Annotated in this window: 27 protein-coding genes; 11 read left to right on the forward strand and 16 right to left on the reverse strand. The window is 66.3% G+C overall.

Annotated elements, in window-relative coordinates; all coding sequences use genetic code 11:
* Nucleotides 1-63: 63 nt before the first annotated feature.
* The 3 genes from ACYJP6_RS01910 to ACYJP6_RS01920 form a co-directional block, all read right to left on the reverse strand.
* Nucleotides 64-816, reverse strand: a complete 753-nt coding sequence (locus ACYJP6_RS01910) for a TerC family protein (RefSeq protein ID WP_459472909.1) — start codon at nt 814-816, stop codon at nt 64-66.
* Nucleotides 817-929: 113 nt separating this feature from the next.
* Complete coding sequence (locus ACYJP6_RS01915; RefSeq protein WP_459472911.1) at nt 930-2264, reverse strand: CitMHS family transporter; 1335 nt, start codon at nt 2262-2264, stop codon at nt 930-932.
* 242 nt (nt 2265-2506) lie between these two features.
* A complete protein-coding gene (locus ACYJP6_RS01920) occupies nt 2507-3448 on the reverse strand; it encodes a LysR family transcriptional regulator (protein ID WP_459472913.1) in 942 nt (313 codons plus the stop codon).
* 99 nt (nt 3449-3547) lie between these two features.
* On the opposite strand from ACYJP6_RS01920, the gene ACYJP6_RS01925 reads away from it, so the two are divergent.
* Nucleotides 3548-4300, forward strand: a complete 753-nt coding sequence (locus tag ACYJP6_RS01925; RefSeq protein ID WP_459472915.1) for an SDR family oxidoreductase — start codon at nt 3548-3550, stop codon at nt 4298-4300.
* A 66-nt stretch (nt 4301-4366) separates the two neighbouring features.
* Here ACYJP6_RS01925 and ACYJP6_RS01930 read toward each other — a convergent pair whose 3' ends face one another.
* Entirely contained in the window at nt 4367-5269 is a 903-nt protein-coding gene (locus ACYJP6_RS01930) for a homocysteine S-methyltransferase family protein (protein ID WP_459472917.1), read from the reverse strand.
* Nucleotides 5270-5369: 100 nt separating this feature from the next.
* Between ACYJP6_RS01930 and ACYJP6_RS01935 the strand changes: the two genes are divergently transcribed.
* The gene (locus ACYJP6_RS01935; protein ID WP_459472919.1) at nt 5370-6197 is read left to right on the forward strand and encodes an ABC transporter substrate-binding protein; all 828 of its coding nucleotides are present in this window, start codon (nt 5370-5372) and stop codon (nt 6195-6197) included.
* Nucleotides 6194-7000 carry an amino acid ABC transporter permease gene (locus ACYJP6_RS01940; RefSeq protein WP_459472921.1) on the forward strand — a complete coding sequence of 269 codons (807 nt, stop codon included), beginning with the start codon at nt 6194-6196 and terminating at the stop codon, nt 6998-7000. The genes ACYJP6_RS01935 and ACYJP6_RS01940 overlap by 4 nt, the downstream gene beginning before the upstream one ends.
* Here ACYJP6_RS01940 and pdxR read toward each other — a convergent pair.
* Entirely contained in the window at nt 6948-8417 is a 1470-nt protein-coding gene (gene pdxR, locus ACYJP6_RS01945) for a MocR-like pyridoxine biosynthesis transcription factor PdxR (RefSeq protein ID WP_459472923.1), read from the reverse strand. The two genes, ACYJP6_RS01940 and pdxR, sit on opposite strands and share 53 nt — an antisense overlap.
* 92 nt (nt 8418-8509) lie before the next feature.
* Between pdxR and ACYJP6_RS01950 the strand changes: the two genes are divergently transcribed.
* From ACYJP6_RS01950 to ACYJP6_RS01960, 3 genes are read left to right on the forward strand one after another with little or no spacing between them, the layout of a single operon-like run.
* Nucleotides 8510-9142 carry an FMN-binding negative transcriptional regulator gene (locus ACYJP6_RS01950; RefSeq protein ID WP_459472924.1) on the forward strand — a complete coding sequence of 211 codons (633 nt, stop codon included), beginning with the start codon at nt 8510-8512 and terminating at the stop codon, nt 9140-9142.
* 14 nt (nt 9143-9156) lie between these two features.
* Nucleotides 9157-9606, forward strand: coding sequence for an N-acetyltransferase family protein (locus tag ACYJP6_RS01955; protein WP_459472926.1), 450 nt, complete (start codon nt 9157-9159; stop codon nt 9604-9606).
* Nucleotides 9603-10283: a GNAT family N-acetyltransferase gene (locus ACYJP6_RS01960; RefSeq protein WP_459472928.1), complete on the forward strand. Its 681-nt coding sequence runs from the start codon at nt 9603-9605 to the stop codon at nt 10281-10283. The genes ACYJP6_RS01955 and ACYJP6_RS01960 overlap by 4 nt, the downstream gene beginning before the upstream one ends.
* Nucleotides 10284-10359: 76 nt before the next feature.
* Here ACYJP6_RS01960 and ACYJP6_RS01965 read toward each other — a convergent pair whose 3' ends face one another.
* The 8 genes from ACYJP6_RS01965 to ACYJP6_RS02000 form a co-directional block, all read right to left on the reverse strand.
* Complete coding sequence (locus ACYJP6_RS01965) at nt 10360-10794, reverse strand: CBS domain-containing protein (protein WP_459472930.1); 435 nt, start codon at nt 10792-10794, stop codon at nt 10360-10362.
* Nucleotides 10795-10860: 66 nt separating this feature from the next.
* Nucleotides 10861-11706, reverse strand: coding sequence for a metal ABC transporter permease (locus ACYJP6_RS01970; RefSeq protein WP_459472931.1), 846 nt, complete (start codon nt 11704-11706; stop codon nt 10861-10863).
* A complete protein-coding gene (locus tag ACYJP6_RS01975) occupies nt 11706-12560 on the reverse strand; it encodes a metal ABC transporter permease (protein WP_459472933.1) in 855 nt (284 codons plus the stop codon). The genes ACYJP6_RS01970 and ACYJP6_RS01975 overlap by 1 nt, the downstream gene beginning before the upstream one ends.
* Entirely contained in the window at nt 12560-13330 is a 771-nt protein-coding gene (locus tag ACYJP6_RS01980; protein WP_459472934.1) for a metal ABC transporter ATP-binding protein, read from the reverse strand. The genes ACYJP6_RS01975 and ACYJP6_RS01980 overlap by 1 nt, the downstream gene beginning before the upstream one ends.
* Nucleotides 13327-14217 (reverse strand): metal ABC transporter substrate-binding protein, encoded by an 891-nt coding sequence (locus ACYJP6_RS01985; RefSeq protein WP_459472936.1) that lies wholly within the window; start codon nt 14215-14217, stop codon nt 13327-13329. The genes ACYJP6_RS01980 and ACYJP6_RS01985 overlap by 4 nt, the downstream gene beginning before the upstream one ends.
* 203 nt (nt 14218-14420) lie before the next feature.
* Nucleotides 14421-14543 (reverse strand): hypothetical protein, encoded by a 123-nt coding sequence (locus ACYJP6_RS01990; RefSeq protein ID WP_459472938.1) that lies wholly within the window; start codon nt 14541-14543, stop codon nt 14421-14423.
* 159 nt (nt 14544-14702) lie between these two features.
* Nucleotides 14703-16508 carry a sodium-extruding oxaloacetate decarboxylase subunit alpha gene (gene oadA, locus ACYJP6_RS01995; protein WP_459472940.1) on the reverse strand — a complete coding sequence of 602 codons (1806 nt, stop codon included), beginning with the start codon at nt 16506-16508 and terminating at the stop codon, nt 14703-14705.
* Between the two features lie 13 nt (nt 16509-16521).
* Nucleotides 16522-17937: an acetyl-CoA carboxylase biotin carboxylase subunit gene (locus ACYJP6_RS02000; protein ID WP_459472942.1), complete on the reverse strand. Its 1416-nt coding sequence runs from the start codon at nt 17935-17937 to the stop codon at nt 16522-16524.
* Between the two features lie 138 nt (nt 17938-18075).
* Between ACYJP6_RS02000 and ACYJP6_RS02005 the strand changes: the two genes are divergently transcribed.
* Nucleotides 18076-19050, forward strand: coding sequence for a LysR family transcriptional regulator (locus tag ACYJP6_RS02005; protein ID WP_459473413.1), 975 nt, complete (start codon nt 18076-18078; stop codon nt 19048-19050).
* Here the strand turns inward: ACYJP6_RS02005 and ACYJP6_RS02010 are convergent.
* A complete protein-coding gene (locus ACYJP6_RS02010) occupies nt 18980-19201 on the reverse strand; it encodes a PA3496 family putative envelope integrity protein (protein ID WP_459472944.1) in 222 nt (73 codons plus the stop codon). The two genes, ACYJP6_RS02005 and ACYJP6_RS02010, sit on opposite strands and share 71 nt — an antisense overlap.
* A 74-nt stretch (nt 19202-19275) precedes the next feature.
* Nucleotides 19276-20145, reverse strand: coding sequence for a transcriptional regulator HexR (hexR, locus tag ACYJP6_RS02015; protein WP_459472946.1), 870 nt, complete (start codon nt 20143-20145; stop codon nt 19276-19278).
* 270 nt (nt 20146-20415) lie between these two features.
* On the opposite strand from hexR, the gene uvrD reads away from it, so the two are divergent.
* Complete coding sequence (gene uvrD, locus ACYJP6_RS02020; protein ID WP_459472948.1) at nt 20416-22584, forward strand: DNA helicase II; 2169 nt, start codon at nt 20416-20418, stop codon at nt 22582-22584.
* 2 nt (nt 22585-22586) lie between these two features.
* Nucleotides 22587-23015, forward strand: coding sequence for an EamA family transporter (locus ACYJP6_RS02025; RefSeq protein ID WP_459472950.1), 429 nt, complete (start codon nt 22587-22589; stop codon nt 23013-23015).
* 426 nt (nt 23016-23441) lie between these two features.
* Here ACYJP6_RS02025 and ACYJP6_RS02030 read toward each other — a convergent pair whose 3' ends face one another.
* Nucleotides 23442-25202 (reverse strand): cation:proton antiporter, encoded by a 1761-nt coding sequence (locus tag ACYJP6_RS02030; protein ID WP_459472952.1) that lies wholly within the window; start codon nt 25200-25202, stop codon nt 23442-23444.
* Nucleotides 25203-25472: 270 nt separating this feature from the next.
* Between ACYJP6_RS02030 and ACYJP6_RS02035 the strand changes: the two genes are divergently transcribed.
* Nucleotides 25473-26330, forward strand: a complete 858-nt coding sequence (locus ACYJP6_RS02035) for a Tim44 domain-containing protein (protein ID WP_459472954.1) — start codon at nt 25473-25475, stop codon at nt 26328-26330.
* 177 nt (nt 26331-26507) lie between these two features.
* A complete protein-coding gene (locus ACYJP6_RS02040) occupies nt 26508-26909 on the forward strand; it encodes an SMI1/KNR4 family protein (protein WP_145008216.1) in 402 nt (133 codons plus the stop codon).
* Nucleotide 26910 lies beyond the last annotated feature (1 nt).

The following is a 26910-nucleotide window of genomic DNA, read 5'->3' on the forward strand; positions in this document are numbered from 1 at the left end:
TCGGGCTCGCGGGGGACCTGCTGGATTAGGCGGCGGAGACCCGGTCGGGTTCCGCCGCTGGGCTCAGATCTGTTCCTTGCGCAGCTTGACCGCCTCGCGCGCCTTGGCCTTGCCACGCAGGCGGATGTTGATGGCTTCCACCGCCAGCGAGAAGGCCATGGCGAAGTAGACGTAGCCTTTGGGCACGTGAACCTCGAAGGCTTCGGCGATGAGCACGGTACCGACCACGATCAGGAAGGACAGCGCCAGCATCTTCAGGCTCGGGTGCTTGTCGATGAAAGTGCTGATGGCCCCGGCCGCCAGCATCATCACCAGCACCGCGACGATGATCGCCGCGACCATGACCGGGACGTGGCTGACCATGCCGACCGCGGTAATCACCGAGTCCAGCGAGAAGACGATGTCGATGATGGCGATCTGGATGATGGTGCCGATGAAGCCGCTGCCCTTCTTCGCCGGCGCGTCCTCGTCCTGCTCTTCCTCGCCTTCCAGGCCGTGGTAGATCTCGGCGCTGCTCTTCCACAGCAGGAACAAGCCACCGAAGAAGAGGATGAGGTCACGGCCGGAGATGCCCTGGCCGAAGACGAAGAACAGGTCGGCGGTGAGGCGCATCACCCAGGTGATGGACAGCAGCAGCAGGATACGGGTGACCATGGCCAGGGCCAGGCCGAAGAAGCGGGTCCGCGCCTGCATGTGCTTGGGCATGCGGCTGACCAGGATGGAGATCATGATGATGTTGTCGATGCCCAGGACGATCTCCAGGGCCGTCAGGGTAAAGAAGGCGACCCAGATTTCCGGGTTGGTCAACCACTCCATTGCAAATCCTCTCGTAGAAGGCGTGTCTAGGGCACGCTCTAATGGAAAAGGCGTGTCGGGCGACACGCCGTTTTCGAACAGCCGGCAAGGCTAGTCGTCCAGTGGGTAAAACTCTAGCGGCTGTACAGCGGAAACACACCCAGTAACAAAGCTCCGACCAACAGGCACAGGCAGGTCACGGTAGCCCACTTCAGAGTGAAGCGCTGGTGGTCGCCGAATTCCACCTTGGCCAGGCCTACCAGCAGGTAGGTGGAGGGCACCAGGGGACTGAGCAGGTGCACGGGCTGGCCGACGATGGAGGCCCGGGCGATCTCCACCGGGCTGATGCCATAGGCTGCGGCGGCCTCGGCCAGCACCGGTAGCACGCCGAAGTAGAAGGCATCGTTGGAGATGAAGAAGGTGAACGGCAGGCTGACCAGGGCGGTGATCACCGCCATGTACGGGCCCAGGGCGTCCGGGATCACCGCCAGCAGGCCCTTGGACATGGCGTCGACCATGCCGGTCCCCGAGAGGATGCCGGTGAAGATGCCCGCGGCGAAGATCAGCGAGACCACCGCCAGCACGTTCTCGGCATGGGCAGCGATGCGCTGCTTCTGCATGTTCAGGCAGCGGTAGTTGACGATCATGGCGATGCCGAAGGCGATCATGAACAGTACCGGCATGGGCAGCACCCCGGTCACCAGGGCTGCCATCAGGGCCAGGGTCAGCAGGCCGTTGAACCAGCGCAGCTGCGGCCGGCGGGCTTCCTCGCACTGGGACACGGTGACGTTGGCGCCTTCGGTATCGCCGATCTGCAGGATGCCCAGGCGCGCGCGCTCACTACGCCCGTAGAGATAGGCGAGGAAGAACAGCCAGGCGATGGCCAGCAGCATGGGCGCGATCATGGGCACGAAGACGTCGGCCGGATCCACGTGCAGGGCACTGGCGGCGCGGGCGGTCGGGCCACCCCAGGGGGTCAGGTTCATCACCCCGCTGGAGAGCAGCATCAGGCAGGTCATGATCAGCGGATTCATGCCCAGGCGCTTGTACAGCGGGAACATGGCGGCCACGCAAATCATGTAGGTGGTCGAGCCGTCGCCGTCCAGGGACACCACCAGGGTCAGGAACACGGTACCCAGGGCCACCTTAAGCGGATCGCCCTTGACCAGCTTAAGGATCCAGCGCACCGCCGGATCGAACAGGCCGGTGTCGATCATCACCGCGAAATAGAGGATGGCGAACAGCAGCATCACGCCGGTGGGCGCCAGCTTGCGGATACCGTCGAGCATCATCGGGCCGAGGGCGTCGAGCTTGACGTGGCCGAGGCTGGCGAATTCGCTGGACAGCGCCCAGGCCAGCACGGCGAAGGCGATCGGCACCATGGTCAGGGCGATCAGGGGTGACAGGCGCTTGGTCATGATCAGGTACATGAAGGTCATGACCATGGCAAAGCCGAGGAAAGTCAGCATGGGAATACCTCTGGAAATTTCGCGAAAGGGAGAGGGTTCAGCCGCGGCGCTGGGGCGCGGTGAGGGCGAAAATCCAGGGGACGGAGGCGTGCAGCGACGCCCGGGGGGACAGGTACGACATGGCAAGGATCCTGGTTATTTTTGTAGGCACGTCGCCCGCTCACGGGGGCGGGTCTTGCGAGGATCCTAAGAGGTCAACCTTTCGCCAGCCTTGCGTGGTGGCCAGCGGAGGGTGCGGGCTGTCACGAAGCCGCCACGGACCTGTGCGATTCGTCCAGCTGCCAGCGGGGTGCACTCAGGTGCTCGACGAAGAAATCCAGGAGCACCTGGATCTTGGTGGGCCGGCTGCGCGCCGAGGGCGTCACGAAATAGAGTCCGCCACGGGTCAGGTGCCAGTCCGGCAGCAACCGCACCAGGCGGCCGTCGGCCAGGTATTCGCTGGCAATGAACTCCGGCAACTCGGCGATGGCCAGGCCTTCCAGCAATACCGGTAGCAAGGCCTCGGAATTGGTGACGCGCAAGGGGCCGCGGGGCAGCACGCTTTCTTCGCGACCGTCGGCGTGGGTGAAGCGCCATACCTGGCTGCGCGCCCGGTAGGCGTAGCTCAGGCAGGCATGCTCGGTCAGCTCGGCGGGATGGCCAGGGTGGCCGCGGTGCGCCAGATACGCCGGCGCCGCCACCAGCAGCTGACTGACCGCGCAGAGCCGCCGGGCGACCAGCGAGGAGTCGGGCAAGGCGGCGATGCGCAGGGCGGCGTCGAAACCCTCCGCCACCAGGTCGACGGTGGCATCGGACAGGTGCAGATCCACCGTCAGCTGCGGATAGCGGCGCAGCAAGTCGGGCAACAGCGGCGCGACCCAGCGCAGGCCGAAGGCCATGGGCACCGCCAGGCGTACCTGGCCACGTGGTTGGACCGCGCGCGCCTGGGCTTCGCTCTCCATCGCTTCCGCCTGGCAATAGAGCTCGCCAGCCCGGACGGCCAGTTCGCGGCCGAATTCGGTCAGCGACAGCTGACGCGAGGTGCGATTGAGCAAGCGGCTGCCCAGCCGCTCTTCCAACCGTGCTACCGCCCGCGAGACGGTGGCCACCGATACCCCCAGTACCCGAGCGGCGGCAGCGAAGGAGCCCTCCTCGGCCACCTTGGCGAACAGCGCTAAGCCCTCGAAATCCGGCAATCTGCTCATTTCATTTCTGCAACGATGACTTTCAAATCATTCTATTTTGCAAAGATCAGCGGGTCGATAGGCTGATTCCACCTGAACACAACCTCGTGGAGAATCGACATGACCCTCAAGCTTGCAGACAAGATCGCCCTCGTCACCGGCGCCACCAGCGGTATCGGCCTGGCCACCGCCAAGCTTTTCGCCCAGCAAGGCGCCCACGTCATCCTGACCGGGCGGCGACAGGCGGAACTGGACGCCGCCGTCGCCCAGGTCGGCAACGCCACCGGCATCGCCGTGGACTCCTCGCGACTGGACCAGCTCGATACCCTCTATGAGCGCATCCGCCGCGAGCACGGTCGCCTCGACGTGCTCTACGTCAACGCCGGGGGTGGCAGCCTGCTGCCGCTCGCCGAGGTGACCGAGGCCCACTACGACGATACCTTCGACCGCAACGTCAAGGGCACGCTGTTCACCGTGCAGAAGGCCCTGCCGCTGCTGGCGGACCAGGCCTCGGTCATCCTCGCCGGTTCCACCGCCGCCAGCACCGGCACCCCGGCCTTCAGCGTCTATGCCGCGTCAAAGGCCGCCGTGCGCGCCTTCGCGCGCAACTGGATCCTGGAGCTGCAGGGGCGCGGCATCCGCATCAACACCCTCAGCCCCGGCGCCACCCGCACCCCGGGCCTGGTGGAACTGGCCGGCCCGGATGCCGCCCAGCAACAGGGCCTGCTGGACCACCTGGCCAGCCAGATCCCCCTGGGCCGGGTCGGCGAGCCGGAGGAAATCGCCCAGGTCGCCTTGTTCCTGGCGTCCAGCGATTCCAGCTTCGTCAACGGTGCCGAGCTGTTCGCCGACGGCGGCCAGGCGCAGGTCTGAGCGGCGCGTGGTGGCAAGAAAAAAGCGGACAGGGCCCAGGGCGCTGTCCGCTTTTTACGACTGGCGTCAGTCGCGCAGCCGCTGATCGAGCACGGCGATGTGTTCCGGGCCGATGCCGCAGCAGCCGCCGATCAGGCTCGCGCCACGCGCCTGCCAGTCCTGGGCGAAACTCAGGTAGCCGGGCGGGTCGAGGTCGGGGCGCAGCGGGTCGAGGCCGTCGTTGGCGGTGGCCTCTTCCGGCTGGGGCGGGAAGGCGTTGGCATAGGCGCCGAAGGGAATTTCGATACCTGCCGCAGCGAAGATCTGGCGTGCGGTATCCAGGGCCGCCGCCATCACCTCGGGCTGGCTGCAGTTAAACAGCAAGGCTCCAGCGCCCAGTTCCACGGCCAATTGCGCGGCCTCGGCCACCGGTTCGCCGGATCGCAACCGCGGCACCTCGTCGACGTCTTCGTCCTTCAAGGTGAAGGACAGCCACAGCGGCTTGCCATCGTCCGGCAGCCCGGCGGCGATGGCGCGTACCTCCGCCAGCGAACTCTGGGTTTCCGCCAGCCAGAGATCGACATGGGGCGCCAGGCCGCGGATCAGCGGTTGCAGGACTTCGTCCACCCGCGCCGGCTCGAACAGGTCGGGCCGATAGGAGCCGAACAGCGGCGGCAGGGATCCCGCCACCCGCACCGGCTGACCGCTGGCCACCACCGCCTGCCGCGCCAGTTGCCCGGCCCGCGCGGCCAGGGCTTCACCTTCGGCGGCGAAACGCGCCTCGCCGATATGGAAGGGCACCACCGCATAGCTGTTGCTGGTGATCACCTGGGCGCCAGCCTCGATATAGGCGCGATGCACCGCCTCCACCTGCTCCGGCGCCTCGCTCAGCGCCAGGGCCGACCACTCCGGCTGCCGGAAAGGCGCCCCGCGCCGCTGTAGCTCGCGCCCCATGCCACCATCGAGAAGAACGAGATTCATCTTGGCCATAGAGGGATTTCACTTTTCCTTATAACTAAAACAGAGTTCAATATTGGTTCTCATATCTCTCTAATACCAGGCCCTGTCTACCTTTGCAAAGGACGCCCTCATGAGAACCGCTCTGCTATCGGCCTTAGGCCTGACCCTGGCGCTGGTCGCCACTTCGGCCACCGCCGGCGCCACCCTGGATCGCATCAAGGCCAAGGGCGAGCTGGTCAACGTGCTCATGGAAAGCTATCCGCCCTTCTCCCAGCTCAATGCCCAGAACCAGCTGGAAGGCTTCGACGTGGACGTGGCCAAGGCGGTGGCCGACAAGCTGGGCGTCAAGCTGCGCCTGGAGACGCCGTCCTGGGACGTGATCGCCGCCGGTCGCTGGAGCGGTCGCTACGACGTCTGCATCTGCTCCATGACCCCCAGCCAGGCGCGCGCCCAGGTGTTCGATTTCCCGGTCAACTACTACGCCTCGCCGGCGGTGATCGTGGTCAACGCCGGTGACGACCGCATCCAGGGCGCCAAGGATCTCTCGGGCAAGAAGGTCGGCGTCACCAGCGCCTCTTCCTACGAGAGCTACCTGAACAAGGACCTGACCATCGAGGGCCAGGAAGACCAGCCGCTGAGCTATCCCTTCGACAACGTCCAGGTGGTGCCCTACCCCGACGACAACGTCGCCTTCCAGGACCTGGGCCTGGGCACCGGCAAGCGTCTGGACGCGGTGCTGACCAACCTGGTGACCGCCCAGCCGCGCATCGCCCAGGACGGCAAGTTCAAGCTGGCCGGCGCCCCGCTCTATGCCGAGCCTAACGCCGTGGCCATCGAGAAGGGTGATGCGGAATTCGCCGCCAAGCTGCGCGAGATCATCGACGGCCTGCGCCAGGACGGCACCCTGAAGCGCATCTCCGAGAAGTGGATCGGCGCCGACATCACCCAAGCCCAATGAGTGACCTCCCACCGCCGCCCCAGCGCCGCCCCCTGCTGAGCTTTCGTACCCGCGTCTGGCTGACCTGGCTGGCGCTGCTGGCCGGGGGCGTGGTCTTCGTGCTGGGTTTCGATCTCAAGTTCGCCAGCGTCTGGCCGCGCCTGCCCAACCTGGTGGGCTGGCGCCTGGGCCCCAACGGCTTCCTGCAGGGCGCAGCCCTGACGCTGTTCCTCAGTCTCTGCTCCATCGCCGTATCGGTACTGCTGGGCTTCGCCGCGGCCCTGGGGCGGCTGTCGTCCAGCGCCCTGGCCTACGGCGTGGCCACCTTCTACACCTCCTTCTTCCGCGGCACCCCGCTGCTGATCCAGATCCTGCTGATCTACCTGGGCCTGCCGCAGATCGGCGTAGTACCGGGCGCCATCAGCGCCGGCATCCTCGCCCTGTCGCTGAACTATGGCGCCTACCTCAGCGAGATCTTCCGCGCCGGCCTGCTCGGCGTCCCCGCCGGTCAACGCGAGGCAGCCCTGGCCCTTGGCCTGGCGCCACGGGTGATCTTCTTGCGCGTCACCCTGCCCCAGGCCATGCGCAGCATCATCCCGCCCACCACCAGCCAGTTCATCTCCATGCTCAAGGATTCCTCCCTGGTCTCGGCGATGGGCGTCTGGGAAGTCATGTTCCTCGCCCAGTCCTATGGCCGCTCCAGCTATCGCTACCTGGAAATGCTCACCACCGCGGCGGTGCTCTACTGGCTGCTGTCGCTGGCGATGGAATTCATGCAGTCGCGCCTGGAAAGGCACTATGGGAAGGCGTATCGGGGGCGTTAGGGTCAGACCAGGCCCCTCGCAGCCTGGCCAGCGCCTCGCCGATCCGCTCCTCCGGCACCGCCGCGAAGCCCAGCACTAGTCCGGCGCGGGCGTCGGGCGGGGTCGGGCCTTCGGGTAGCCAATAGCGCGACAGGGGATTGAGCTCCACCCCGACCGCGGCCGCTCGCTCTACCAGCTCGGCTTCGCGGGCCAGGCTCGCCACCGGCAGGCAGAGGTGCAGGCCGGCAACCGGGACGCCCGGCGTGGCGCAGCCGGCTACCGTAGGCCAGCCGGCCAGCAGGGCGTCGCGGCGACTGCGCGCGGCGCGTCTCATGCGGCGAATGTGGCGCTGGAAGTGACCCTGCTCGATGAAGTCGGCCATGACCGTCTGGGTGGCGCTGTCGAGATGGCGGATGCCGGCCCGCTGCAAGGCCAGCAGTTCGGGCACCAGGGCCGGCGGGGCCACCAGATAGCCCAGCCGCAAGCCGGGAAAGGCGATCTTGGAGAAGGTGCCGACATAGAGCACCCGGCCATGGCGATCCAGCGCGGCCAGGGGCGCCAGCGGCGCACCCTGGTAGCGGTATTCGCCATCGTAGTCGTCCTCTACGATCCAGCCATCCGTCTGCCGCGCCCAGTCCAAGAGCGCCAGCCGTCGCGGCAGCGAAAGTACCGCGCCGGTGGGATACTGGTGCGAGGGGGTGACATAGACCAGCCGGCAGTCCGGATGGTCAGCCAGGCGATCCAACTGGAGCCCGGCAGCATCCACCGGCACGCCCTGTAGCTGAGCTCCACCACTCTGCAACGCCAGGCCCGCGGCGCGATAGCCGGGGTCTTCCATGGCTGCCTGTACCCCGGGCGCCAGCAGCAGCCGGGCGCACAGCTCGATGGCCTGCTGGGCGCCCGTGGTGATGAGGATCTGCTCGGGCGTGCAGACCAGGCCGCGCGCCTGGCGCAGATAGGCGCAGAGCAGCCACCGCAGCCGTGGCTCGCCGCCGGGTTCGCGATAGCCCAGCAGCGCCGGCTCCGGCTGACGCCAGAAACGCTGCTGCAGCCGCGCCCAGGTGGCGAAGGGAAACAGATCCACCGCCGGCAGGCCGACCCGAAAGGCGCACGGCGCTCCCGGCGGCACGCTGACCGGCAGTGCAGCTGTCATCCCGGCCGAATCACCGGGAGCGACCAGCGCCTGGGCCACGGGCGCGACGTAGGTGCCGTCGCCCAGGCGGCTGTCGAGAAAGCCCTCGGCCAGCAGTTGCTCGTAGGCGGCAGTCACGGTATTGCGCGAGATACCGAGCAACCGCGCCAGTTCGCGACTGGCCGGCAAGCGCACTCCGGCGGCCAACTCACCGGTCAGGATGCGCTCGCGCAGGCCCTGGTAAAGCTGCCGTGCCAGGCCCTGGCCGGGTTTCAGCAGCAGACCCGAGGGATCGAATCCCAGCATGGATTGGCACCCTGAAAGTCATGAAAATTGGCTCTTACAGGGAGCCAAAGTCGACCTTAGCATGGCAAGACGCCGCTGGAGAGATAGCGCCCATGTACCCCAATCCCGCCTTCCGTCTCGACGACCTGCCCAGGCTGCACCAGCACCTGCGGGAACACGCCCTGGCACTGCTGGTGAGCCAGACCGAGGCCGGTCCGCTGGTCAGCCATCTGCCGCTCTGGCTGGATCCTGACGAAGGTCCCTATGGCACCCTGTACGGTCATCTGGCGCGCAGCAATCCCCAGGCGGAGGCGCTGGCAGGGGCCGGCAGGGTACTGGCGGTGTTCCAGGGCCCCCAGGCCTATGTCAGCCCCTCCTTCTATCCCGGCAAGGCCGAGCATGGGCGGGTGGTGCCGACCTGGAACTACCAGGCGGTGCACGCCCGCGGCAGCGTCGAGGTGTTCGACGAGCCCGAGCGCCTGCTGCCGCTACTGGAGCGGCTCACCAACCAGCATGAAGCCGGCCGTGCGCAACCCTGGCAGGTCGCGGATGCCCCCGCGGATTACCTGCAGGGCCTGCTGCGCGCCATTCGTGGCCTGCGCCTGCCCCTCGACAGCCTCCAGGGCATCGCCAAGCTCAGCCAGAATCGCAACGCCGCCGACCGCGCGGGCGTCCGCCAGGGCCTGGCCGCCAGCCCTGTACCCGGCGACCAGGCCCTGGCCGCCCTGATCACCTCTCCCGCCTGACCCTGGAGCCATCCATGACCATCCGCCCCCTGGCCGAAGCCGACCACGCCGTCTGGCACGACCTCTGGCAGGCCTATCTGGCCTTCTACGAGACCGTCCTGCCGGAGACCACCTATGCCAGTACCTGGCATCGCCTGCTCGATTCGAACGAGCCCATCCATGGCGCCCTGGCCTGGGACGGTGAGCGGCCGCTAGGACTGGTGCATTTCATTTATCACCGCTCCTGCTGGACCGAGACCGATTACTGCTACCTGCAGGATCTCTATGTCGCCGCGGGCCATCGTGGCGGTGGCCTGGGGCGTGCCCTAATCGAACACGTCTATGCCCGTGCCGAAGCGGACGGCTGCGACCGGGTGCATTGGCTGACCCAGGAGACCAACTATCCGGGGCGCCAGCTCTACGATCGTATCGCTGCGCGCTCCGGCTTCATCCAGTACCGTCAGCTCTTGGGAGAGCGCCCATGACCCACCTCGCCTGGACCCCTGCCCGAGTACCCCAGGCTCGCCCACTGCAAGGCCACCATGTGCGCCTGGAGCCCCTCGATCCGGCGCGCCATGGCGCAGATCTCTGGCAGGCCCTGCAAGCCGGCGAGCAGGCCGATCCGACGCTCTGGGACTTCCTGCCCTATGGCCCCTTCGCCGACCAGGCGGCCTTCCAGACCTGGCTGGCGAGCCTGGCCCCGGGCGATGATCCGCTGTTCTATGCCGTGGTCGACCCCCGCGACGGCCGCGCCCTGGGCCAACTCAGCCTGATGAGCATCGTGCCCGACCATGGCAGCATCGAGATCGGCCATGTCGCCTTCGGTGGGCGCCTGCAGCGCACGCCGCTGGCCACCGAGGCCGTGCACCTGCTGATGCAGGAAGCCTTCGCCCTCGGCTATCGCCGCCTGGAATGGAAGTGCAACGCCGCCAACGCCCGTTCGAAACGGGCCGCCGAGCGCCTGGGCTTCCGCTACGAAGGCCTGTTCCGCCAGCACCGGGTGGTCAAGGGGTGCAATCGCGACACCGCCTGGTTCAGCCTGCTGGATGGGGAATGGCCCGCCGTGGACGCAGGCTTCCAGCGCTGGCTGGCGGCGGAGAATTTCGATGCCGAGGGCCGGCAACGCAACGCCCTGGCCGTAGCCGCCGCGTCGGCCGTCTAGGCCGCTAGGCTGCCCAAGCGAGCCGAGGATTACCCTGGAGAAGGCCAGCGCCGCTCAGCGCTGGCCTGGTGCCGGCTCATTCGCCGCGGATATAGCCTTCCAGCTGGCGGATCAGCGCAGCCTGCTCGATCATGGTTTCCTTGACCAGGTCGCCGATGGACAGCAGGCCGATCAGGCGGCCATTACCCATCACCGGCAGGTGGCGCAGGCGGTGCTCGGTCATCAATGCCAGGCAATCGGCGACCGTCTGCTGCGGCAGGATGATGATCACCGCGGCGGTCATGATGGTGCTCACCGGGGTGGCATAGGAGGAGCGTCCCTGCAGCACCATCTTGCGCGCATAGTCGCGCTCGCTGACGATGCCGACCAGTTCGTTACCCCGCACCACCGGCAGGGCACCGACGTTCTTGTCCGCCATCAGCTGCAGCGCCTCGAGCACCGAGGCTTCCGGCGTGGTGGTGTAGACGTCTTGCTGAGCTTTGGCGGCGAGCAACTGGGCGACGGTTTTCATGATTGTTCTCCTGAGGGTAGGCGAGCGTGACCGGGAACGCCTGGCAGGGCCAGTCAGCCGATTACATCAGGCCGATTGAACACCCTTATCGCCCGAGCGACGTCGATCCCGCCACAGGCGCCATGCCAGGGCCAGCACGAAGCCCGCCGTCAGCAGCAGCACCATCGTCGGCGCCGGCGCGCTGTCCCAGGCCAGGCTCAGTAGCACCCCGCCCAGGGCGGCCGTCACCGCCAGTGCCGTGGCCGCCAGCAGCATCCGGCCGAAGGAGCGGGTCAGCAGAAAGGCCGTGGCGCCCGGTGCGATCAGCAGCGCCACCACCGGCACCATGCCCACCGCCTGCAGCGCACCCACCACCGTCAGGGCGATGAGGCCGAGCAATCCGTAGTGCAGTAGACCCACCCGCAGGCCCAGGGCCCGCGCCTGGGCCGCATCGAAGGCCAGCACCAGCAGGTCGCGCCAGCGACAGGCCAGTGCCAGCACCACCAGGGTGGCGATCACTGCCATCTGCCAGAAGGCCGTTGGCGTCACCCCCAACAGGTCGCCAAGCAGGATGTGGTCCAGGTGCAGGTCGGTGGCCAGCCGGGCGTGCAGCACCAGCCCCAGGCCGAACATGCCGGAGAAGACCACGCCCATCAGGGTGTCCTGCTTCACCCGGCTGTGGCGCTTCAGGTAACCGGTGGCCAGGGCACAGCCCAAGCCGGCGACGAAGGCACCGGCCACCAGCGGCGCGCCCAGCGCCGAGGCCAGCACCAGGCCGGGAAACACCGCGTGGGCGATGGCATCGCCCAGCAGCGCCCAGCCCTTGAGTACCAGAAAGCAGGACAGCAGCGCCGTGGGTATCGCCACCAGCACGGCCATCAGCAGCGCCTGGCGCATGAAGTCGATGTCCAGGGTCAGCAGCAGCCAGTCCATCAGCCTTCCTCCGCCGTCTGCCGCGCCCGCCGCCGGTTGGCCAGCAGGCCATGCCGTGGCGCCAGCACGAAGGCCAGCAGGAAGATCAGCGTCTGCAGCACCACCACGCAGCCACCGGTGGCGCCATCGAGAAAGTAGCTGAGGTAGGTGCCCAGCAGGCCACTGCCGACGCCGATGGCCACGCTGATCAGTACCACCCGCGCGAAGCGGTCGCTGAGCAGATAGGCCGTGGCGCCGGGCGTCACCACCAGGGCGATGACCAGGAAGGCGCCCACCGTCTGCATGGCCGCCACCGTACTCAGCGCCAGCAGGGTGAAGAACAGCAGTCGGTACCCGGTGGGGTTGAGCCCGCAGGCCCGTGCCTGGCCTTCGTCGAAGAACACCAGCAGCAGATCGCGCCACTTGAGCAGCAACACCAGCAGGGACACCCCAGCGATGATCAGCAACTGGCGACTGGCCTCCGGGGTAATGGCCAGGATGTTGCCGAAGACGATGGTCTGGATGTCCACCGCCACCGGCGCCAGGGACACCAGGAACAGGCCGCCGCCGAAGAAGGCGCTGAAGATCAGGCCGATGATGACGTCCTCCTTGAGCCGGGTGTATTGCCGTAGCCCGAGCATGGCCCCCGCCGCCGCGCCGCCGGCGACGAAAGCGCCCAGGGCCAGCGGCAGCCCCAGCAGGTAGGCGCCGGCCACGCCCGGCACCACGGCATGGGACAGGGCATCGCCGATCAGCGACCAGCCCTTGAGCATCAGGTAGGCGGAAAGAAAGGCGCAGAGTCCGCCCACCAGAGCGGCGGCGCCCAGCGCATTCCTCATGTAGCCGTAGGCCAGGGGTTCGAGCAGCCCTTCCATCAGGCCCGCTCCCGCCACTGCGGCGTTGGCGACGCCGGGCGGCCGCCATCGAACAGGCGCAGGGCGCCGCCGAAGGTGCGCTCCAGATTTTCCCGGGTGAACACCTCCGCGGTCGGCCCCTGGGCCAGCACGGTACGGTCGAGCAGCACGGTGCGATCGCAGAAGCGCTCGATGCTGGCCAGGTCATGGGTCGAGACCAGCATGGCGCGGCCCTCGGCACGCAGCGCCTGGAGCAACTCGATGATGGCCCGTTCGGAGGTAGCGTCCACCCCGGTGAAGGGCTCGTCCAGGAGGATCACCCGGCTGTCCTGGGCCAGGGCGCGGGCGAGGAAGACGCGCTTCTTCTGGCCACCGGAGAGTTCACCGATCTGCCGCTTGCGCAGCTCGGTCATCCCTACCCGGGCCAGGGCGGCGTCCACCGCCTGGTGATCGGCAGCCCGCGCCAGGCGCAGGAAATTCATCCGGCCGTAACGCCCCATGAGCACCACGTCCTCCACCCGTACCGGAAAGTCCCAGTCGACGTCTTCGCTCTGGGGGACGTAGGCGATCCGATTGCGCTTGAGTGCCTGGGCGACGGGCAAGTCATCGACCCGCACCTGGCCGCTGCGGATGGGCACGAACCCCATGATCGCCTTGAACAGGGTGGACTTGCCGCTGCCATTGACCCCGACCAGGGCGGTGATGGAGCCACCCGGCACCACCAGGCTGGCGTCGCGCAAGGCGGTATGGCCATTGCGATAGGTCACACTGATCCCTTCGAGGGCGATCATGGCGCCAACCCCTGCACCAGGGTCTCGGTAGTCACCCGCAGCAGATCGACGTAGGTGGGGACCGGGCCGTCGGCGGCGCTGAGGGAATCCACATAGAGCACCCCGCCGTAGCGCGCGCCGCTCTCCCGCGCCACCTGCTCGGCCGGCGCGGCGGACACCGTGCTCTCGCTGAACACCGCCGGAATGCGCTCGGCGCGTACCGTCTCGATCACCCGCCGTACCTGTTGCGGGGTGCCCTGCCCATCGGCGTTGATCGGCCAGAGATAGAGCTCCCTGAGCCCCAGGTCGCGGGCCAGGTAGCTGAAAGCGCCCTCGCTGGACACCAGCCAGCGACGCGGCGCGGGAATCGCCTGCAATTGCTGGCGCAGGGGTTCGAGGGTCGCGGTGATGCGCGCCTTGTAGGCTTCGGCGTTGCGTCTGTAGGTGTCGGCATGGGTCGGATCGTGTTTGACCAGGGCATCGCGGATGTTGTCGACGTAGATCAGCGCCGCCGTGGGCGACATCCAGGCATGGGGATTGGGCTTGCCGGCGTAAGGCCCCTCGGCGATGGCGATGGGTGTGATGCCCTGGGAGACCACGGCGCTGGGCACGTCCTTCATGCGACTGAAGAAGCGCTCGAACCACAGCTCCAGGTTCAGGCCGTTCCACAGCACCAGCTGGGCATCCCGCGCCTTGAGCAGATCGCCCGGGGTGGGCTGGTAGTTGTGGATCTCGGCACCGGGCTTGGTGATGGATTCCACCCGGGCGGCATCCCCCGCCACGTTGCGCGCCATGTCGGCGATCACCGTGAAGGTAGTGACCACCTTGAACGGCTCGGCGGCCTGGGCCTGGCCGAGCAACAAGCCCAGCAGGCCCGCCAGTGCCCAGCGTCTCGTGTTCTTCAACATCCGCTTCGCCTCTCGCCAAATGTATAGCCTTGGCTAAATTAGATAGCACAACCTATCGAGAGTGCGCGGAGACTTTGTAACCGCGGATGAGGCTGGTCTGGGGCGAAGGTCAGGGAAAACGGGCGTGATGACGTCAGCGGAGCCTGAACGTCATCAGCAGAGGGGGAAGGATCAAATTGCCTGCGGGCAGGCGGCGTCGCGGCTCAGAGGGCCAAGGCGCCACGCAGCGGGGCGGCAGGTCGTTCTGCCGGGGCGTCCGCCACCCGCCGCTCTGCACGTGGGTCGAGCAGCTTGTCCAGCAGGCCCTGCAGTGCACGTCTCTTCATGTCTTTAAGCATCGCGAATCCTCCGGGGATCGTTATAGCCATGGCTATATTAAATAGCAGACCCTATCGGAAGGTGTTAGTGCTTTTTCTCAATCGAACGGATAGAGAGTCCCCATAAAAAAGGGGGCCTAAAGGCCCCCGAGGGAAATCGAAGTGATCTCAGCCTTCGATTTCGATCAAGACTTCACCCGGATTGACCCGGTCGCCCTTGGCCACTCGTACCGCGATGACGGTGCCGGCGATGGGCGCCTGGATCTCGGTTTCCATCTTCATGGCTTCGGTGACCAGCACGCCCTGCCCGGCCTTTACCTGATCGCCCTCCTTCACCAGTACCTCGACGATGTTGCCCGGCATGGTGGTGCTGACATCACCCGGACGCTCCGCCTGGCGCCGCCGCTGGCCACCCTCGGCGACGAAATCGCCACTGGCCTCGAACACCACTTCTTCCGGCACCCCGTCGATGGAGAGATAGAAGTGCCGCTTGCCCTCGGTCTTCAGGCCGATGCCGGTGATGTCCACCTGGTAGGTCTCGCCATGCACGTCCACGCTGAAGGCGGTCGGCACGCCCTGGCCACCCACTGCCGCCACGCCATCCGCACTGGGGATGGGCAGCAAGGCTTCCGGCACCAGGGTGCCGGCGGCGCGTTCCTCGAGGAACTTGCGCCCGATGTCGGGGAACATGGCGAAGGTCAGGACGTCCTCTTCGCTCTGGGCCAGGTCACCGATGTCGGCCCGCAGGCGCGCCAGTTCCGGGCTGAGCAGATCGGCGGGGCGGACGTCGATGACCTCTTCCTGGCCGATGGCCTGCTTGCGCAGCTGCTCGCAGATCTCGCCAGGCGCCTTGCCGTAGCGGCCCTGCAGATAGAGCTTCACCTCGTTGGTAATGGTCTTGTAGCGCTCGCCGGCCAGCACGTTGAAGAAGGCCTGGGTGCCGACGATCTGCGAGGTCGGGGTCACCAGGGGCGGATAGCCCAGGTCCTTGCGCACCCGCGGAATCTCTTCCAGCACCTCGTTCATGCGATTGAGGGCGCCCTGCTCGCGCAACTGGTTGGCCAGGTTGGAGATCATGCCGCCCGGCACCTGGTTGACCTGCACCCGGGTGTCGACGCCGGTGAATTCGCTCTCGAACTGGTGGTACTTCTTGCGTACCGCATGGAAGTACAGCCCGATCTCCTGCAGCAGCTCCAGGTCCAGCCCGGTGTCGTAGGGCGTATCGCGCAGCGCGGCGACCATGGATTCGGTCCCCGGATGGCTGGTGCCCCAAGCCATACTGGAGATCGCCGTCTCGATGCGGTCGGCGCCGTTCTCCACCGCCTTGAGCTGGCACATGGAGGCCACGCCGGCGGTGTCGTGGGAATGCACCACCACGTCCAGCGCCAGGGCCTCCTTGAGTGCCTTGACCAGATCGCCGGTGGCATAGGGCGTGAGCAGGCCGGCCATGTCCTTGATGGCGATGGAATCCACGCCCAGGTCGGCCATGCGCCGCGCCTGGTCGACGAAGGCCGCCACGCTGTGCACCGGGCTGGTGGTGTAGCAGAGGGTGCCCTGGGCGTGCTTGCCGGTGGCCTTGACCGCGCGGATGGCGGTTTCCAGGTTACGCACGTCGTTCATGGCATCGAAGATGCGGAAGACGTCGGTGCCATTGGCCGCGGCGCGCTCGACGAAGGCCTCGACCACGTCGTCGCTGTAATGCCGATAGCCCAGCAGGTTCTGGCCACGCAGAAGCATCTGCAGGCGGGTATTGGGCAAGGCCTTGCGCAGCTGGCGCAGGCGCTCCCAGGGATCTTCCTTGAGGAAGCGCACGCAGGCGTCGAAGGTGGCGCCGCCCCAGACTTCCAGCGACCAGTAGCCGACCTGGTCGAGCTTGGCACAGATCGGCAGCATGTCTTCGGTGCGCATGCGGGTCGCCAGCAGCGATTGGTGGGCGTCGCGCAGGATGGTGTCGGTGATCTGGATGCTTTTCATTGTTCTGTCGTCCTTACAGACCGGCGTGGGCGGCGATGGCGGCGGCGATGGCGATGGCCAGGTGCGTCGGGTTGCGCTTGATCGAGTACTGGGTCAGCTCAGGATGGCTTTCCACGAAGCTGGTATTGAAGCGCCCGCTGCGGAATTCGGGATCGCGCAGGATGGCCTCGTAATAGGGCGCGGTGGTCTTCACCCCCTGCACGCGCATGTCGTCCAGGGCGCGCAGGCCACGATCCATGGCTTCTTCCCAGGTCAGCGCCCAGACGATCAGCTTCAGGCACATGGAGTCGTAGTACGGCGGGATCACGTAGCCGGTGTAGATGGCGGTGTCGGTGCGCACGCCCGGACCACCCGGCGCGTAGTAGCGGGTGATCTTGCCGAAGCTCGGCAGGAAGTTGTTCTTCGGATCCTCGGCGTTGATGCGGAATTGCAGGGCGAAGCCGCGGTGCTGGACGTCTTCCTGGGCGAAGGACAGTGGCAGGCCGGAGGCGATGCGGATCTGCTCGCGAACGATGTCGATGCCGGTGATTTCCTCGGTGATGGTGTGCTCCACCTGCACCCGGGTATTCATCTCCATGAAATACACCTCGCCCTCGGCGAGCAGGAATTCCACGGTACCGGCGTTCTCGTAGCCCACCGCCTTGGCCGCGCGCACCGCCAGGTCGCCGATGTAGGCGCGCTGCTCGGGAGTGAGCTGGGGGCTGGGGGCGATCTCGATCAGCTTCTGGTTGCGCCGCTGGATGGAGCAGTCGCGCTCGAACAGGTGCACGGTGTTGCCATGGCTGTCGGCGAGGATCTGCGCCTCGATGTGCTTGGGATTGACGATGCACTTCTCGAGGAACACCTCGGCCGAGCCGAAGGCCTTGGTCGCCTCGGAGATCACCCGCGGATAGGCCTGTTCCAGCTCTTCGCGGGAGTTGCAGCGGCGGATACCGCGCCCGCCTCCGCCGGAGGTGGCCTTGAGCATCACCGGGTAGCCGAGGCGATCGCCTTCGCGCAGGGCCTCGGCGAGATCCGCCACGTTGCCCTCGGTGCCCGGGGTGCAGGGCACTCCAGCGGCGATCATGCTGCGCCGGGCCTCGGTCTTGTCGCCCATGCGCCGGATCACCTCGGCGGACGGCCCGATGAAGCGGATGCCGCGCTGGGCGCAGATTTCCGCCAGCTCGGCGTTCTCCGATAGGAAGCCATAGCCGGGATGCAGGGCGTCGCAACCGGTCTCCACGGCGAGGTTCACCAGCTTGCGCGGGTTGAGATAGCCCTCGAGCGGATCGCTGCCGATGCCATGGGCTTCGTCGGCACGTTTCACGTGGAGCGCTTGGCGATCGGCATCGGAATAGACCGCCACCGAACGAATGCCCATCTCGGCACAGGCCCGGACGATCCGCACGGCGATCTCGCCGCGGTTGGCGATGAGTATCTTCTTGATCACACCTGGCTCCTTGTCTGCTGCGGTCTGCAGCCGCTTGTTATTGCCGGTGCCTCGAAACTACGTCAGGCCTTCCCTTATGGAAAATAAATAATTGTTGGATACTCCATAAGTTATCACTTATGGATGCTGTCGATGCCCATGCGCAAGCCGTTGATGCGGCTCACCTTTCGCCAACTGCAGGTATTCGAGGCCGTCTGCGAGGCCCGCTCCTACAGCCGAGCCGCCGACATCATGGCGCTCACCCAACCGGCGGTGAGCCTGCAGGTGCGCCAGCTCGAGGAGCTGGTGGGTGCCCCGCTGTTCAACTACCTCAACCGCACCCTCTACCTCACCGAGGCCGGCGAGGCGCTGCGCCAGACCGGGCGCGATCTCTTCGCCCGCCTGGGCAGCCTCGACATGCAGCTGTCGAACCTGCGTGGCGCCCTGCACGGCCAGTTGCGCCTGGGGGTGGAGAGCAGTGCCCAGTACCTGGCGCCGCACCTCTTCAGCCAGTTTCGCGGCAGTCATCCCCAGGTCGATCTGGCACTGACCGTGGGCAACCATGCGCGGGTGCTGCGGCGGCTGACGGAGAGTCGCGAAGACGTGGCCTTGATGTCCGGGGTGCCGGGCAACGCGGACCTGGAATTCCTGCCGTTGCTGGACAACGCCATCGTCGCCGTGGCGCGCCCGGGCCATGCCCTGGCGGGACGCAGCGGCCTGAGCCTGCGTGACCTAACCGCCTATCCACTGCTGGTGCGCGAAGTGGGCTCGGGTACGCGCCAGGCCTGCGAGGACTATCTCAAGCAGAAACGGGCACACTTCGCCGAGCAGCTGGAAATCGGCGCCTTCGAGGCGCAACGCGAGGCGGTCCGTGCCGGCCTGGGCCTGGCCCTGCTGCCGCGCCAGGCCATTCGCAGCGAGCTCGTCGCCGGCAGCCTGGTCGAACTGGACGTCGCCGAGCTGCCGCTGCGGCGCTCCTGGTGCGTGGTCCATCCGCGCGGCAAGCCACTCTCGCCGGTGGCCAGGGCCTTCGTCGACTACCTGCGTAGCCAGCGCAGCCTGATCAATGCGTTAGGTATCGCCCTGGAGCCTGCTGCAGGCGCTGCGCCTGCCGCTCGTCCAGCAACGGATTAAGGAACAGCAGTTCATCGAGCTCCACGGCGAGCCGCTGCTCCTCGGCACGGGCCTCGATGGCGCGGCGGAATTTCATCCGCCGCTGATCCTGTAGCTTTCTGCGGGTCTTGCTGTCGAGACGGACGCTGGATTCCTGGACGAGAGCGGTCATGCCTATTCCTCCGGGCTGGGATCGGAATGGGCAGCTTCCCCCTAACAGGTGACGGTTTGGCGACAGCGCGACGACTATTGGGTGTCGCTGTGCTTGCTCGACTTCGACGACAGCCGCAGGCTGCGCAAGCTGCGCTTGACGCTCTTGAGGTGCTCGACCAACGCCGGCCCGCGCGACATGGCCACGCCCATGGCCAGCACATCGATCACCACCAGGTGGGCGATGCGCGAGGTCAGGGGCACATAGATGTCGGTGTCCTCGTGGACGTCGATGGCGATGTTCACCGTGGACAAGTCGGCCAGCGGCGTCTGCCCCGGGCAGATGGTGATGAGGGCGGCGCCGTTGTCGCGCACCAGGTTGGCGGTGATCAGCAGGTCCTTGGAACGCCCCGACTGGGAGATGCAGATGGCCGCGTCGGAGGGCGTCAGGGTCGCCGCCGACATGGCCTGCATGTGCGGATCGGAATAGGCGGTGGCGCTCAGTTGCAGGCGGAAGAACTTGTGCTGGGCGTCGTTGGCCACCGAACCCGAGGCGCCGAAGCCGTAGAACATCACCCGCTGGGCCTTGGCGATCGCCTCGATGGCCGTTTCCAGCGCCCGCATGTCCAGCCGCTCGCGCACGTCCATCAGCGTATGCAGGGTGGTGTCGAAGATCTTCAGGCTGAAGTCCTCCACCGCATCGTTCTCGTGGATGGCGAATTGGCCGAAGCTGGCCCCCGCCGCCAGGCTCTGCGCCAGGCGCAGCTTGAGGTCCTGGAAGCCGTCGCAGCCGATCGCCCGGCAGAAGCGCACGATGGTAGGCTCGCTGACGCCGACGTTATGGGCGAGATCGGCCATGGAGCTGTGCATGACCGCCGCCGGATCCACCATGACCTGCTCGGCGACCTTGAGCTCCGACTTGCGCAGCAGGTGGCGGGATTGAGCAATGTGTTGCATGAGGTTCACAGGCGTATCTCGGCTAGCGGGCGGATGTAGTGCGTCGTACTTATACTACATAACGGTCGGCCAGGCTCTTGGTCATTACGATTCAGCACGGCTTTTTCGGCCTCGTCACAGGCGTTTCGGTAGTCGTCCACACTGCCGACTACCCGGCCAGGGAGCGCGCCCAGGCAACCTACGCCAGGTCCTGGGCGGTGGTATACGGCCGTCCCGCCTGCCCTCGCCTCCTATCCGTCTGGTTTGGCGCTCCTTTCGCCGCATCGGTAGAATGCGGCGATGAATGACGACATCTCCCTGCTGCTCAATTCCCTCAACGATGCCCAGCGCCAGGCCGTGGCCGCGCCCCTGGGTCGCCAACTGGTCCTGGCCGGTGCCGGCTCGGGCAAGACCCGGGTGCTGGTGCACCGCATCGCCTGGCTGATCCAGGTCGAGCGCGCCTCGCCGCACTCCATCCTCTCGGTGACCTTCACCAACAAGGCCGCCGCCGAGATGCGCCACCGCATCGAGCAATTGCTGGGGATGAGTCCGCAGGGCATGTGGGTCGGTACCTTCCACGGCCTCGCCCACCGGCTGCTGCGCGCCCATTGGCAGGAAGCGGGCCTGGCGCAGAATTTCCAGATCCTCGACAGCGACGACCAGCAGCGCATCGTCAAGCGGGTGATCCGCGAGCTGGGCCTCGACGAGCAGCGCTGGCCGGCGCGCCAGGCGCAGTGGTTCATCAACGGCCAGAAGGACGAGGGCCTGCGGCCGCAGCACATCCAGGCCGCCGGCGACCTCTTCCTCAGCACCATGCGCAGCATCTACGAAGCCTACGAGGCGGCCTGCGCCCGTGCCGGGGTGATCGACTTCTCCGAGCTGCTGTTGCGCGCCCTGGACCTCTGGCGCAACAACCCCAGCTTGCTGGAACACTACCAGCGGCGCTTCCAGCACCTGCTGGTGGACGAATTCCAGGACACCAACGCCGTCCAGTACGCCTGGCTCAAGCACCTCGCCCAGAATGGCGCGAGCCTCATGGTGGTGGGCGACGACGACCAGTCCATCTATGGCTGGCGCGGTGCCAAGATCGAGAACATCCAGCAGTTCAACGAGGACTTCTCGGCGGAGATCATCCGCCTGGAGCAGAACTACCGCTCCACCGACACCATCCTCAAGGCCGCCAACGGCCTGATCGCCCACAACTTCGGCCGGCTCGGCAAGGAGCTGTGGACCGACACCGGCGAAGGCGACGCCATCACTCTCTATGCCGGCTTCAACGAGCACGACGAGGCGCGCTACATCGTCGAGACCATCGAGAGCGAATTCAAGAAGGGAATCCGGCGCAGCGAGATGGCCATCCTCTACCGCTCCAACGCCCAGTCGCGGGTGCTGGAAGAGGCCCTGCTGCGCGAGAAGATCCCCTATCGCATCTATGGCGGCCTGAGATTCTTCGAGCGCGCCGAGATCAAGAACGCCATGGCCTACCTGCGGCTGATCCAGCATCGCCACGACGACGCCGCCCTGGAGCGGGTGATCAACGTGCCGCCGCGGGGCATCGGCGAGAAGACCGTGGAAGCGCTGCGCAGCGCCGCCCGTGCCCAGAACACCTCGCTGTGGCAGGCCCTGCACGACCTGGTCGGCGCCCGCGCCGTCTCCGGTCGCGCCGCCTCGGCGCTCAATGCCTTCGTCGAGCTGGTCGACACCCTGGCGCTCAAGGCCGAGGACCTGTCCCTGCACAACCTGGTGCAGCAGATCATCGAGCAGACCGGCCTGGTCACCTTCCACAAGGAAGAAAAGGGCGAGAAGGGCCAGGCCCGGGTGGAGAACCTGGAAGAACTGGTCAGCGCCGCGCGCTCCTTCGATTTCAGCGGTGACGAGGAGATGACGCCTTTGGCGGCCTTCCTCGACCATGCCGCCCTGGAATCCGGCGACACCCAGGCCGACAGCCACGAGGACAGCGTCCAGCTGATGACCCTGCACAGCGCCAAGGGCCTGGAATTCCCCCTGGTGTTCCTCGCCGGTCTGGAAGAAGGCCTGTTCCCGCACAAGATGAGCCTGGAAGAACCCGGCCGCCTGGAAGAGGAACGCCGCCTGGCCTACGTGGGCATCACCCGCGCCATGCGCCGCCTGGTGATGAGCTATGCCGAGACCCGTCGGCTCTACGGCAGCGAGACCTACAACAAGGTCTCGCGCTTCGTGCGCGAGGTACCGGACGGCCTCATCCAAGAGGTACGGCTGTCCAATGCGGTCAAGCAACCCTTTGCCGGCAGCCGCCCCAGTCCCTTCGCCCAGGCGCCGGTGCCGGAAACCACCTTCAGTCTCGGCCAGCCGGTGCGGCATGCCCTGTTCGGCGAGGGCGTCATCCTCAACTACGAGGGCTCCGGTGCCCATGCGCGGGTGCAGGTGAACTTCAAGTCCGAAGGCAGCAAGTGGCTGATGGTGAGCTACGCCAAGCTCGAACCGCTCTAGCCATGACCACCTCCTGGCTGTTCTGGGCGCTGCTGGCGGCGGGCTTCGCCGCCCTCGCCGCCATCTTCGGCAAGCTGGGTGTGGCTCACGTCAACGCCGACTTCGCCACCCTGCTGCGCACCCTGGTGGTCGTGGTGGTACTGGCGGCCATCGTCGCCGCCACCGGCCAGGCACAACCGCTGGCCAGCATCGGCGGCCGTACCTACCTGTTCCTGCTGCTCTCGGGCGTGGCCACCGGGCTGTCCTGGCTGTGCTATTACCGGGCACTCAAGCTGGGGCCAGCCTCGCTGGTGGCGCCAGTGGACAAGCTGAGCGTGGTGCTGGTGGCGATCTTCGGCGTGACGCTGCTGGGTGAGCGCCTGGACCTGCGCCAGTGGTGCGGCATCGCGGCCATTGGCGGGGGTGTACTGCTGCTGGCCTGGAGGCCCTGAGAGCTTATACAAAGTTTGCTGCGCGTCGGCCAAACTGCGTTGAAAAGCCCCTGGAAGGCCAGCTCCGCCTAGGCGGCCCCGTCGGAATGCTCATTTACCATTCGTAAACTCGTGCGCGAGTCCGATCCGCTTCCTCGGGTCTTTGATTCGCTAGCGCTCACCCTTCGGGCCAGCCGTTGGCTGTTACTCCCGCTGGTCGTTTCGCCTTGTTTTGCTCTAGCTCGCGAAACTTTGCATAGACTCTTAAAGGGCGCAGGAAACGGGCCTGGCCACCGGTGGGAGATTGCCGGACGGCAGAAAGCGGCCAAGCCCATTTCCTGCATTGCGCATTCCCTTGCCATCGATCCGCTCATTCAAACGGCCGACTTAGAGCGATTCTGCCGCGTCGATCCCTGCACGGCAATGTTCGGATCGCGGAAACGCGGCCTAGTGCTGTCCGCCCTTGTCCTGCTCCAGGGTCTCGATGAAGGCGATCTGCAGCCGCGAGTGCACCCGGATGAACCAGCGCCAGAGCACCGCGATCACGCCCACCGCGACCAGCCCGATCAGCAGCAGCCATTCCCCGCGCGGCAGGATGCTGCTGCTCAGGGCGGCGAGCAGTACCAGGATGCCGGCCAGCGACAGTAGCGGGATCAATTCGCTGACCAGACGCCGCACCGGCTGGGTGTAGCGACCGGCCTGGTTCTGCCGCACGCTGAGTTCGGCCATCAGCATGGCCAGGGCCTTGAGCTTGCGGTAGGCGGCGATCAGGCAGGGCAGCGACAGCAGCAGCGCCCCGCCCCAGATGCAGGCCTTCTGCTGGTCGGGATCGGCGATCCAGGTACTGAGCCAGCCCGCCAGGCCGCTGGCGAAGTAGGCGCCGCCGAGGAAGATGGCGATGACCAGCGACAGGTTGATGCCGACCTGCAGCAGGATGCGCCTCATCATGCCCGCCAGCACCGCCTTCTCGCCCTGGGGCTGGATGCTGCGCAGCCATTCGCCATAGATGCCCAGCACCCGCTGCAGGGGCTGGGGCAGCCAGCGAGCGATCCACAGGGCCAGGGGATCGGCTGCCTTGATCAGGTAGGGCGTCAGCAGGGTGGTGATCGCCGAGACCGCCACCGCTACCGGATAGAGGAAGTGGCTGGTGACGCCCAGGGTGATGCCCAGGGTGGCGATGATGAAGGAGAATTCGCCGATCTGCGCCAGGCCCATGCCGACCCGCAGCGAGGTACGGCCATCGTTGCCGGCGATCAGGGTACCCAGGCTGCAGGCGAGGATCTTGCCCAGCACCACGGCGACGCTGATCACCGTGATCGGCCAGGCGTACTCGATCAGCACCTTGGGATCGAGCAGCAAGCCGATGGCGACGAAGAAGATGGCACTGAACATGTCGCGCAGGGGCTCGACCAGCTTCTCGATCTTCAGCAGCTGACGCGACTCGGCCATGATGGCGCCGATCAGGAAGGCGCCCAATACCACGCTGTACTCCAGCTTGGCCACCAGCAGGCAGAAGCCGAAGCACAACCCCAGCACCGTGATCAGCAGCATCTCGTTGCTGTCGAAGGTCGCCACGTAGGCCAGCAGGCGCGGCACCAGCAGGATGCCGATGACCAGCGCGACGATCATGAACAGGCTCAGCTTGCCCAGGGTCGCGGCCACCGCGCCCGGCTCCACCGAGCCGCTCACCGCCAAGCCCGACAGCAGGGCGATGATGCCGATGCCGAGGATGTCCTCGACGATCAGCACGCCGAAGATCTGCTGGGCGAAGCGCTCGTGCTTCATCTTCAGCTCGTTGAGCGCCTTGACGATGATGGTGGTCGAGGAGATGGCTAGGATGGCGCCGAGGAACAGCGAATCCATGTGCGACCAGCCGAACAGCTGGCCCACCTGATAGCCCAGCCAGAGCATCAGGCTGATCTCCAGGAAGGCGGCGATGAAGGCCGTGGCGCCGACCCGGAACAGCTTGCGCAGGGAGAACTCCAGGCCGAGGCTGAACATCAGGAAGATGACCCCCACCTCGGCGAGGGTCTTGATGCTTTCTTCGTCGTGGATCAGACCGAAGGGCGGGGTGTGGGGTCCGATGATGAAGCCGGCGAGGATGTAACCCAGGACCACGGGCTGCTTGAGGCGGTGGAAGAGGATGGTCACCACCCCGGCCACCAGCATGATGACCGCCATGTCCTGGATGAAAGCTAGAGCATGCATCGGCCGGGCCCTCCTATGACGGGCCGGGTAGGCTCCCGACACCTGCGCTGACTGGAGTCCAAGACTAGCACCTGCACGCCGGTGTGACGGATTTTGCAAAAATCTGTAATAGATTGATGTACTTGGAAAATTTCGAGCGCTTGGGGGACGCTTCCGGCCTCTTGCCGGAGTCGCGACAGGGCAAAATACCGAAACAATTCACGCTGGCTGTACTTGACCGGGCAGCGCAAGATGTATCCAACACCAGACTCTTCACAGAGAGAACACCACATGCAACGCCTGATGAGCATCTTCATGATCCTGTGCCTGGGCCTCACGCTCAGCCTGGATGCCAATGCCAAACGCATGGGCGCCGGCAAGTCCGCTGGCGCCGCGCCCATCCACCAGACCCGCCAGGCCGCGCCGACGCAGCAGCCGGGCATGGCTGCCCCTGCCGCCGGTGCTGGCGCCGCTGCCGCTGCCCGTCCCAGTGGCGCTTCGCGCTGGCTCGGCCCGCTGGCCGGTATCGCCGCCGGTGGCCTGCTGGCCTCGATGTTCATGGGTGACGGCTTCGAAGGCTTCCAGTTCTTCGACTTCCTGATCCTGGCGCTCATCGCCTTCGTGATCTTCCGCCTCCTCGCCCGCCGCAAGCAGCAGGCCGGTCCGCAGCCCGCCGTTGCCGGTCATGCGCCGATGCAGCGCGAGATGCCGAACCAGCCCAACAATGGCGGTCTGTTCGGCGGTGCCGCCGCAGGGGCCGCACCGGTGATCAATGCACCGAGCTGGTTCAATGCCGAGCGCTTCGTCGCGGCCGGTCGCGATCATTTCATGAGCCTCCAGCAGCACTGGGACGCCAACGAGATGGACAAGATCGCCGAGTTCGTCACCCCGCAGATGCTGCAGTGGCTGCGTGACGAGCGCGCTGCCCTGGGTGAAGGCTTCCAGTCCACCTACATCGAGAACCTGAACGCCACCCTGGACGGGGTCGAGGACCTGCAAGGCAAGACCATCGCCACCATCACCTTCAGTGGTGTATCCAAGGAATCGCGCTTCGACCAGGGCCAGCCGTTCAGCGAAAGCTGGCGCATGGAGCGCATGGCGGGCGAGAACCAGCCCTGGCTGCTGGCCGGTATCCGCCAGAACGCCTGATGCGGGCGTACCCTTCGAAAGCCCGGCTCTAAGCCGGGCTTTTTCGTCTCGGGCCGATGCCGACCATCTCTCGAAACCGCTATCAAGTCCGCGCGGAAGCTGCCGTTATCCCGGACTGAACTGCTAACCTTGCGCGCCTCTTTTCCCATCCGGTGCGCATTTCGAGAGAGGCCTGCTATGGAAGACGTCATCGAACGCCTGCGTGAAGAAAACGAAACCGTTCCCGTGCCCCTGGAGCTGCCCGACGAAGACCTGCTGGTCGAAATCGAGGAAGAACTGCTCATCAGCCTGCCGCCGGAATTCCGCGAATTCCTGCTGACCGTCAGCGATGTGGTGTACGGCCGCATCGAGCCGGTGACAGTCACCGATCCCCAATCCCATACCTATCTGCCGGAAGTCGCCGCCACCGCCTGGGACGAAGGCCTGCCGCGCGAGTACATCCCGCTCTGCGCCAGCGATGACGGCTACTACTGCGTCAGCCAGGAAGGCGAGGTACTGTTGTGGGAAGATGGCGACCTGACCGACGAATCCTGGGATTCGGTGTGGATCTGGGCCCGCGACGTCTGGCTGGAAAGCTGAT

This window comes from Pseudomonas sp. No.117, from assembly GCF_054558395.1.

Excerpts from the sequence above, each read along its gene's own strand:
- ACYJP6_RS01955 (WP_459472926.1), top strand. The coding sequence starts at position 9,157 with ATGACCATCCGCCCCCTGGCCGAAGCCGACCACGCCGTCTGGCACGAC.
- ACYJP6_RS01920 (WP_459472913.1), bottom strand. The coding sequence starts at position 3,448 with ATGAGCAGATTGCCGGATTTCGAGGGCTTAGCGCTGTTCGCCAAGGTG.
- ACYJP6_RS01960 (WP_459472928.1), top strand. The coding sequence starts at position 9,603 with ATGACCCACCTCGCCTGGACCCCTGCCCGAGTACCCCAGGCTCGCCCA.
- ACYJP6_RS01970 (WP_459472931.1), bottom strand. The coding sequence starts at position 11,706 with ATGGACTGGCTGCTGCTGACCCTGGACATCGACTTCATGCGCCAGGCG.
- ACYJP6_RS01980 (WP_459472934.1), bottom strand. The coding sequence starts at position 13,330 with ATGATCGCCCTCGAAGGGATCAGTGTGACCTATCGCAATGGCCATACC.
- ACYJP6_RS02005 (WP_459473413.1), top strand. The coding sequence starts at position 18,076 with ATGCGCAAGCCGTTGATGCGGCTCACCTTTCGCCAACTGCAGGTATTC.
- ACYJP6_RS01940 (WP_459472921.1), top strand. The coding sequence starts at position 6,194 with ATGAGTGACCTCCCACCGCCGCCCCAGCGCCGCCCCCTGCTGAGCTTT.
- ACYJP6_RS01910 (WP_459472909.1), bottom strand. The coding sequence starts at position 816 with ATGGAGTGGTTGACCAACCCGGAAATCTGGGTCGCCTTCTTTACCCTG.
- ACYJP6_RS01975 (WP_459472933.1), bottom strand. The coding sequence starts at position 12,560 with ATGGAAGGGCTGCTCGAACCCCTGGCCTACGGCTACATGAGGAATGCG.
- ACYJP6_RS01915 (WP_459472911.1), bottom strand. The coding sequence starts at position 2,264 with ATGCTGACTTTCCTCGGCTTTGCCATGGTCATGACCTTCATGTACCTG.
- ACYJP6_RS02025 (WP_459472950.1), top strand. The coding sequence starts at position 22,587 with ATGACCACCTCCTGGCTGTTCTGGGCGCTGCTGGCGGCGGGCTTCGCC.
- pdxR (WP_459472923.1), bottom strand. The coding sequence starts at position 8,417 with ATGCTGGGATTCGATCCCTCGGGTCTGCTGCTGAAACCCGGCCAGGGC.
- ACYJP6_RS01985 (WP_459472936.1), bottom strand. The coding sequence starts at position 14,217 with ATGTTGAAGAACACGAGACGCTGGGCACTGGCGGGCCTGCTGGGCTTG.
- oadA (WP_459472940.1), bottom strand. The coding sequence starts at position 16,508 with ATGAAAAGCATCCAGATCACCGACACCATCCTGCGCGACGCCCACCAA.
- uvrD (WP_459472948.1), top strand. The coding sequence starts at position 20,416 with ATGAATGACGACATCTCCCTGCTGCTCAATTCCCTCAACGATGCCCAG.
- ACYJP6_RS01965 (WP_459472930.1), bottom strand. The coding sequence starts at position 10,794 with ATGAAAACCGTCGCCCAGTTGCTCGCCGCCAAAGCTCAGCAAGACGTC.
- ACYJP6_RS02030 (WP_459472952.1), bottom strand. The coding sequence starts at position 25,202 with ATGCATGCTCTAGCTTTCATCCAGGACATGGCGGTCATCATGCTGGTG.
- ACYJP6_RS02035 (WP_459472954.1), top strand. The coding sequence starts at position 25,473 with ATGCAACGCCTGATGAGCATCTTCATGATCCTGTGCCTGGGCCTCACG.
- ACYJP6_RS01930 (WP_459472917.1), bottom strand. The coding sequence starts at position 5,269 with ATGGCCAAGATGAATCTCGTTCTTCTCGATGGTGGCATGGGGCGCGAG.
- ACYJP6_RS01990 (WP_459472938.1), bottom strand. The coding sequence starts at position 14,543 with ATGAAGAGACGTGCACTGCAGGGCCTGCTGGACAAGCTGCTCGACCCA.
- ACYJP6_RS01950 (WP_459472924.1), top strand. The coding sequence starts at position 8,510 with ATGTACCCCAATCCCGCCTTCCGTCTCGACGACCTGCCCAGGCTGCAC.
- ACYJP6_RS02010 (WP_459472944.1), bottom strand. The coding sequence starts at position 19,201 with ATGACCGCTCTCGTCCAGGAATCCAGCGTCCGTCTCGACAGCAAGACC.
- ACYJP6_RS01925 (WP_459472915.1), top strand. The coding sequence starts at position 3,548 with ATGACCCTCAAGCTTGCAGACAAGATCGCCCTCGTCACCGGCGCCACC.
- ACYJP6_RS02040 (WP_145008216.1), top strand. The coding sequence starts at position 26,508 with ATGGAAGACGTCATCGAACGCCTGCGTGAAGAAAACGAAACCGTTCCC.
- ACYJP6_RS01935 (WP_459472919.1), top strand. The coding sequence starts at position 5,370 with ATGAGAACCGCTCTGCTATCGGCCTTAGGCCTGACCCTGGCGCTGGTC.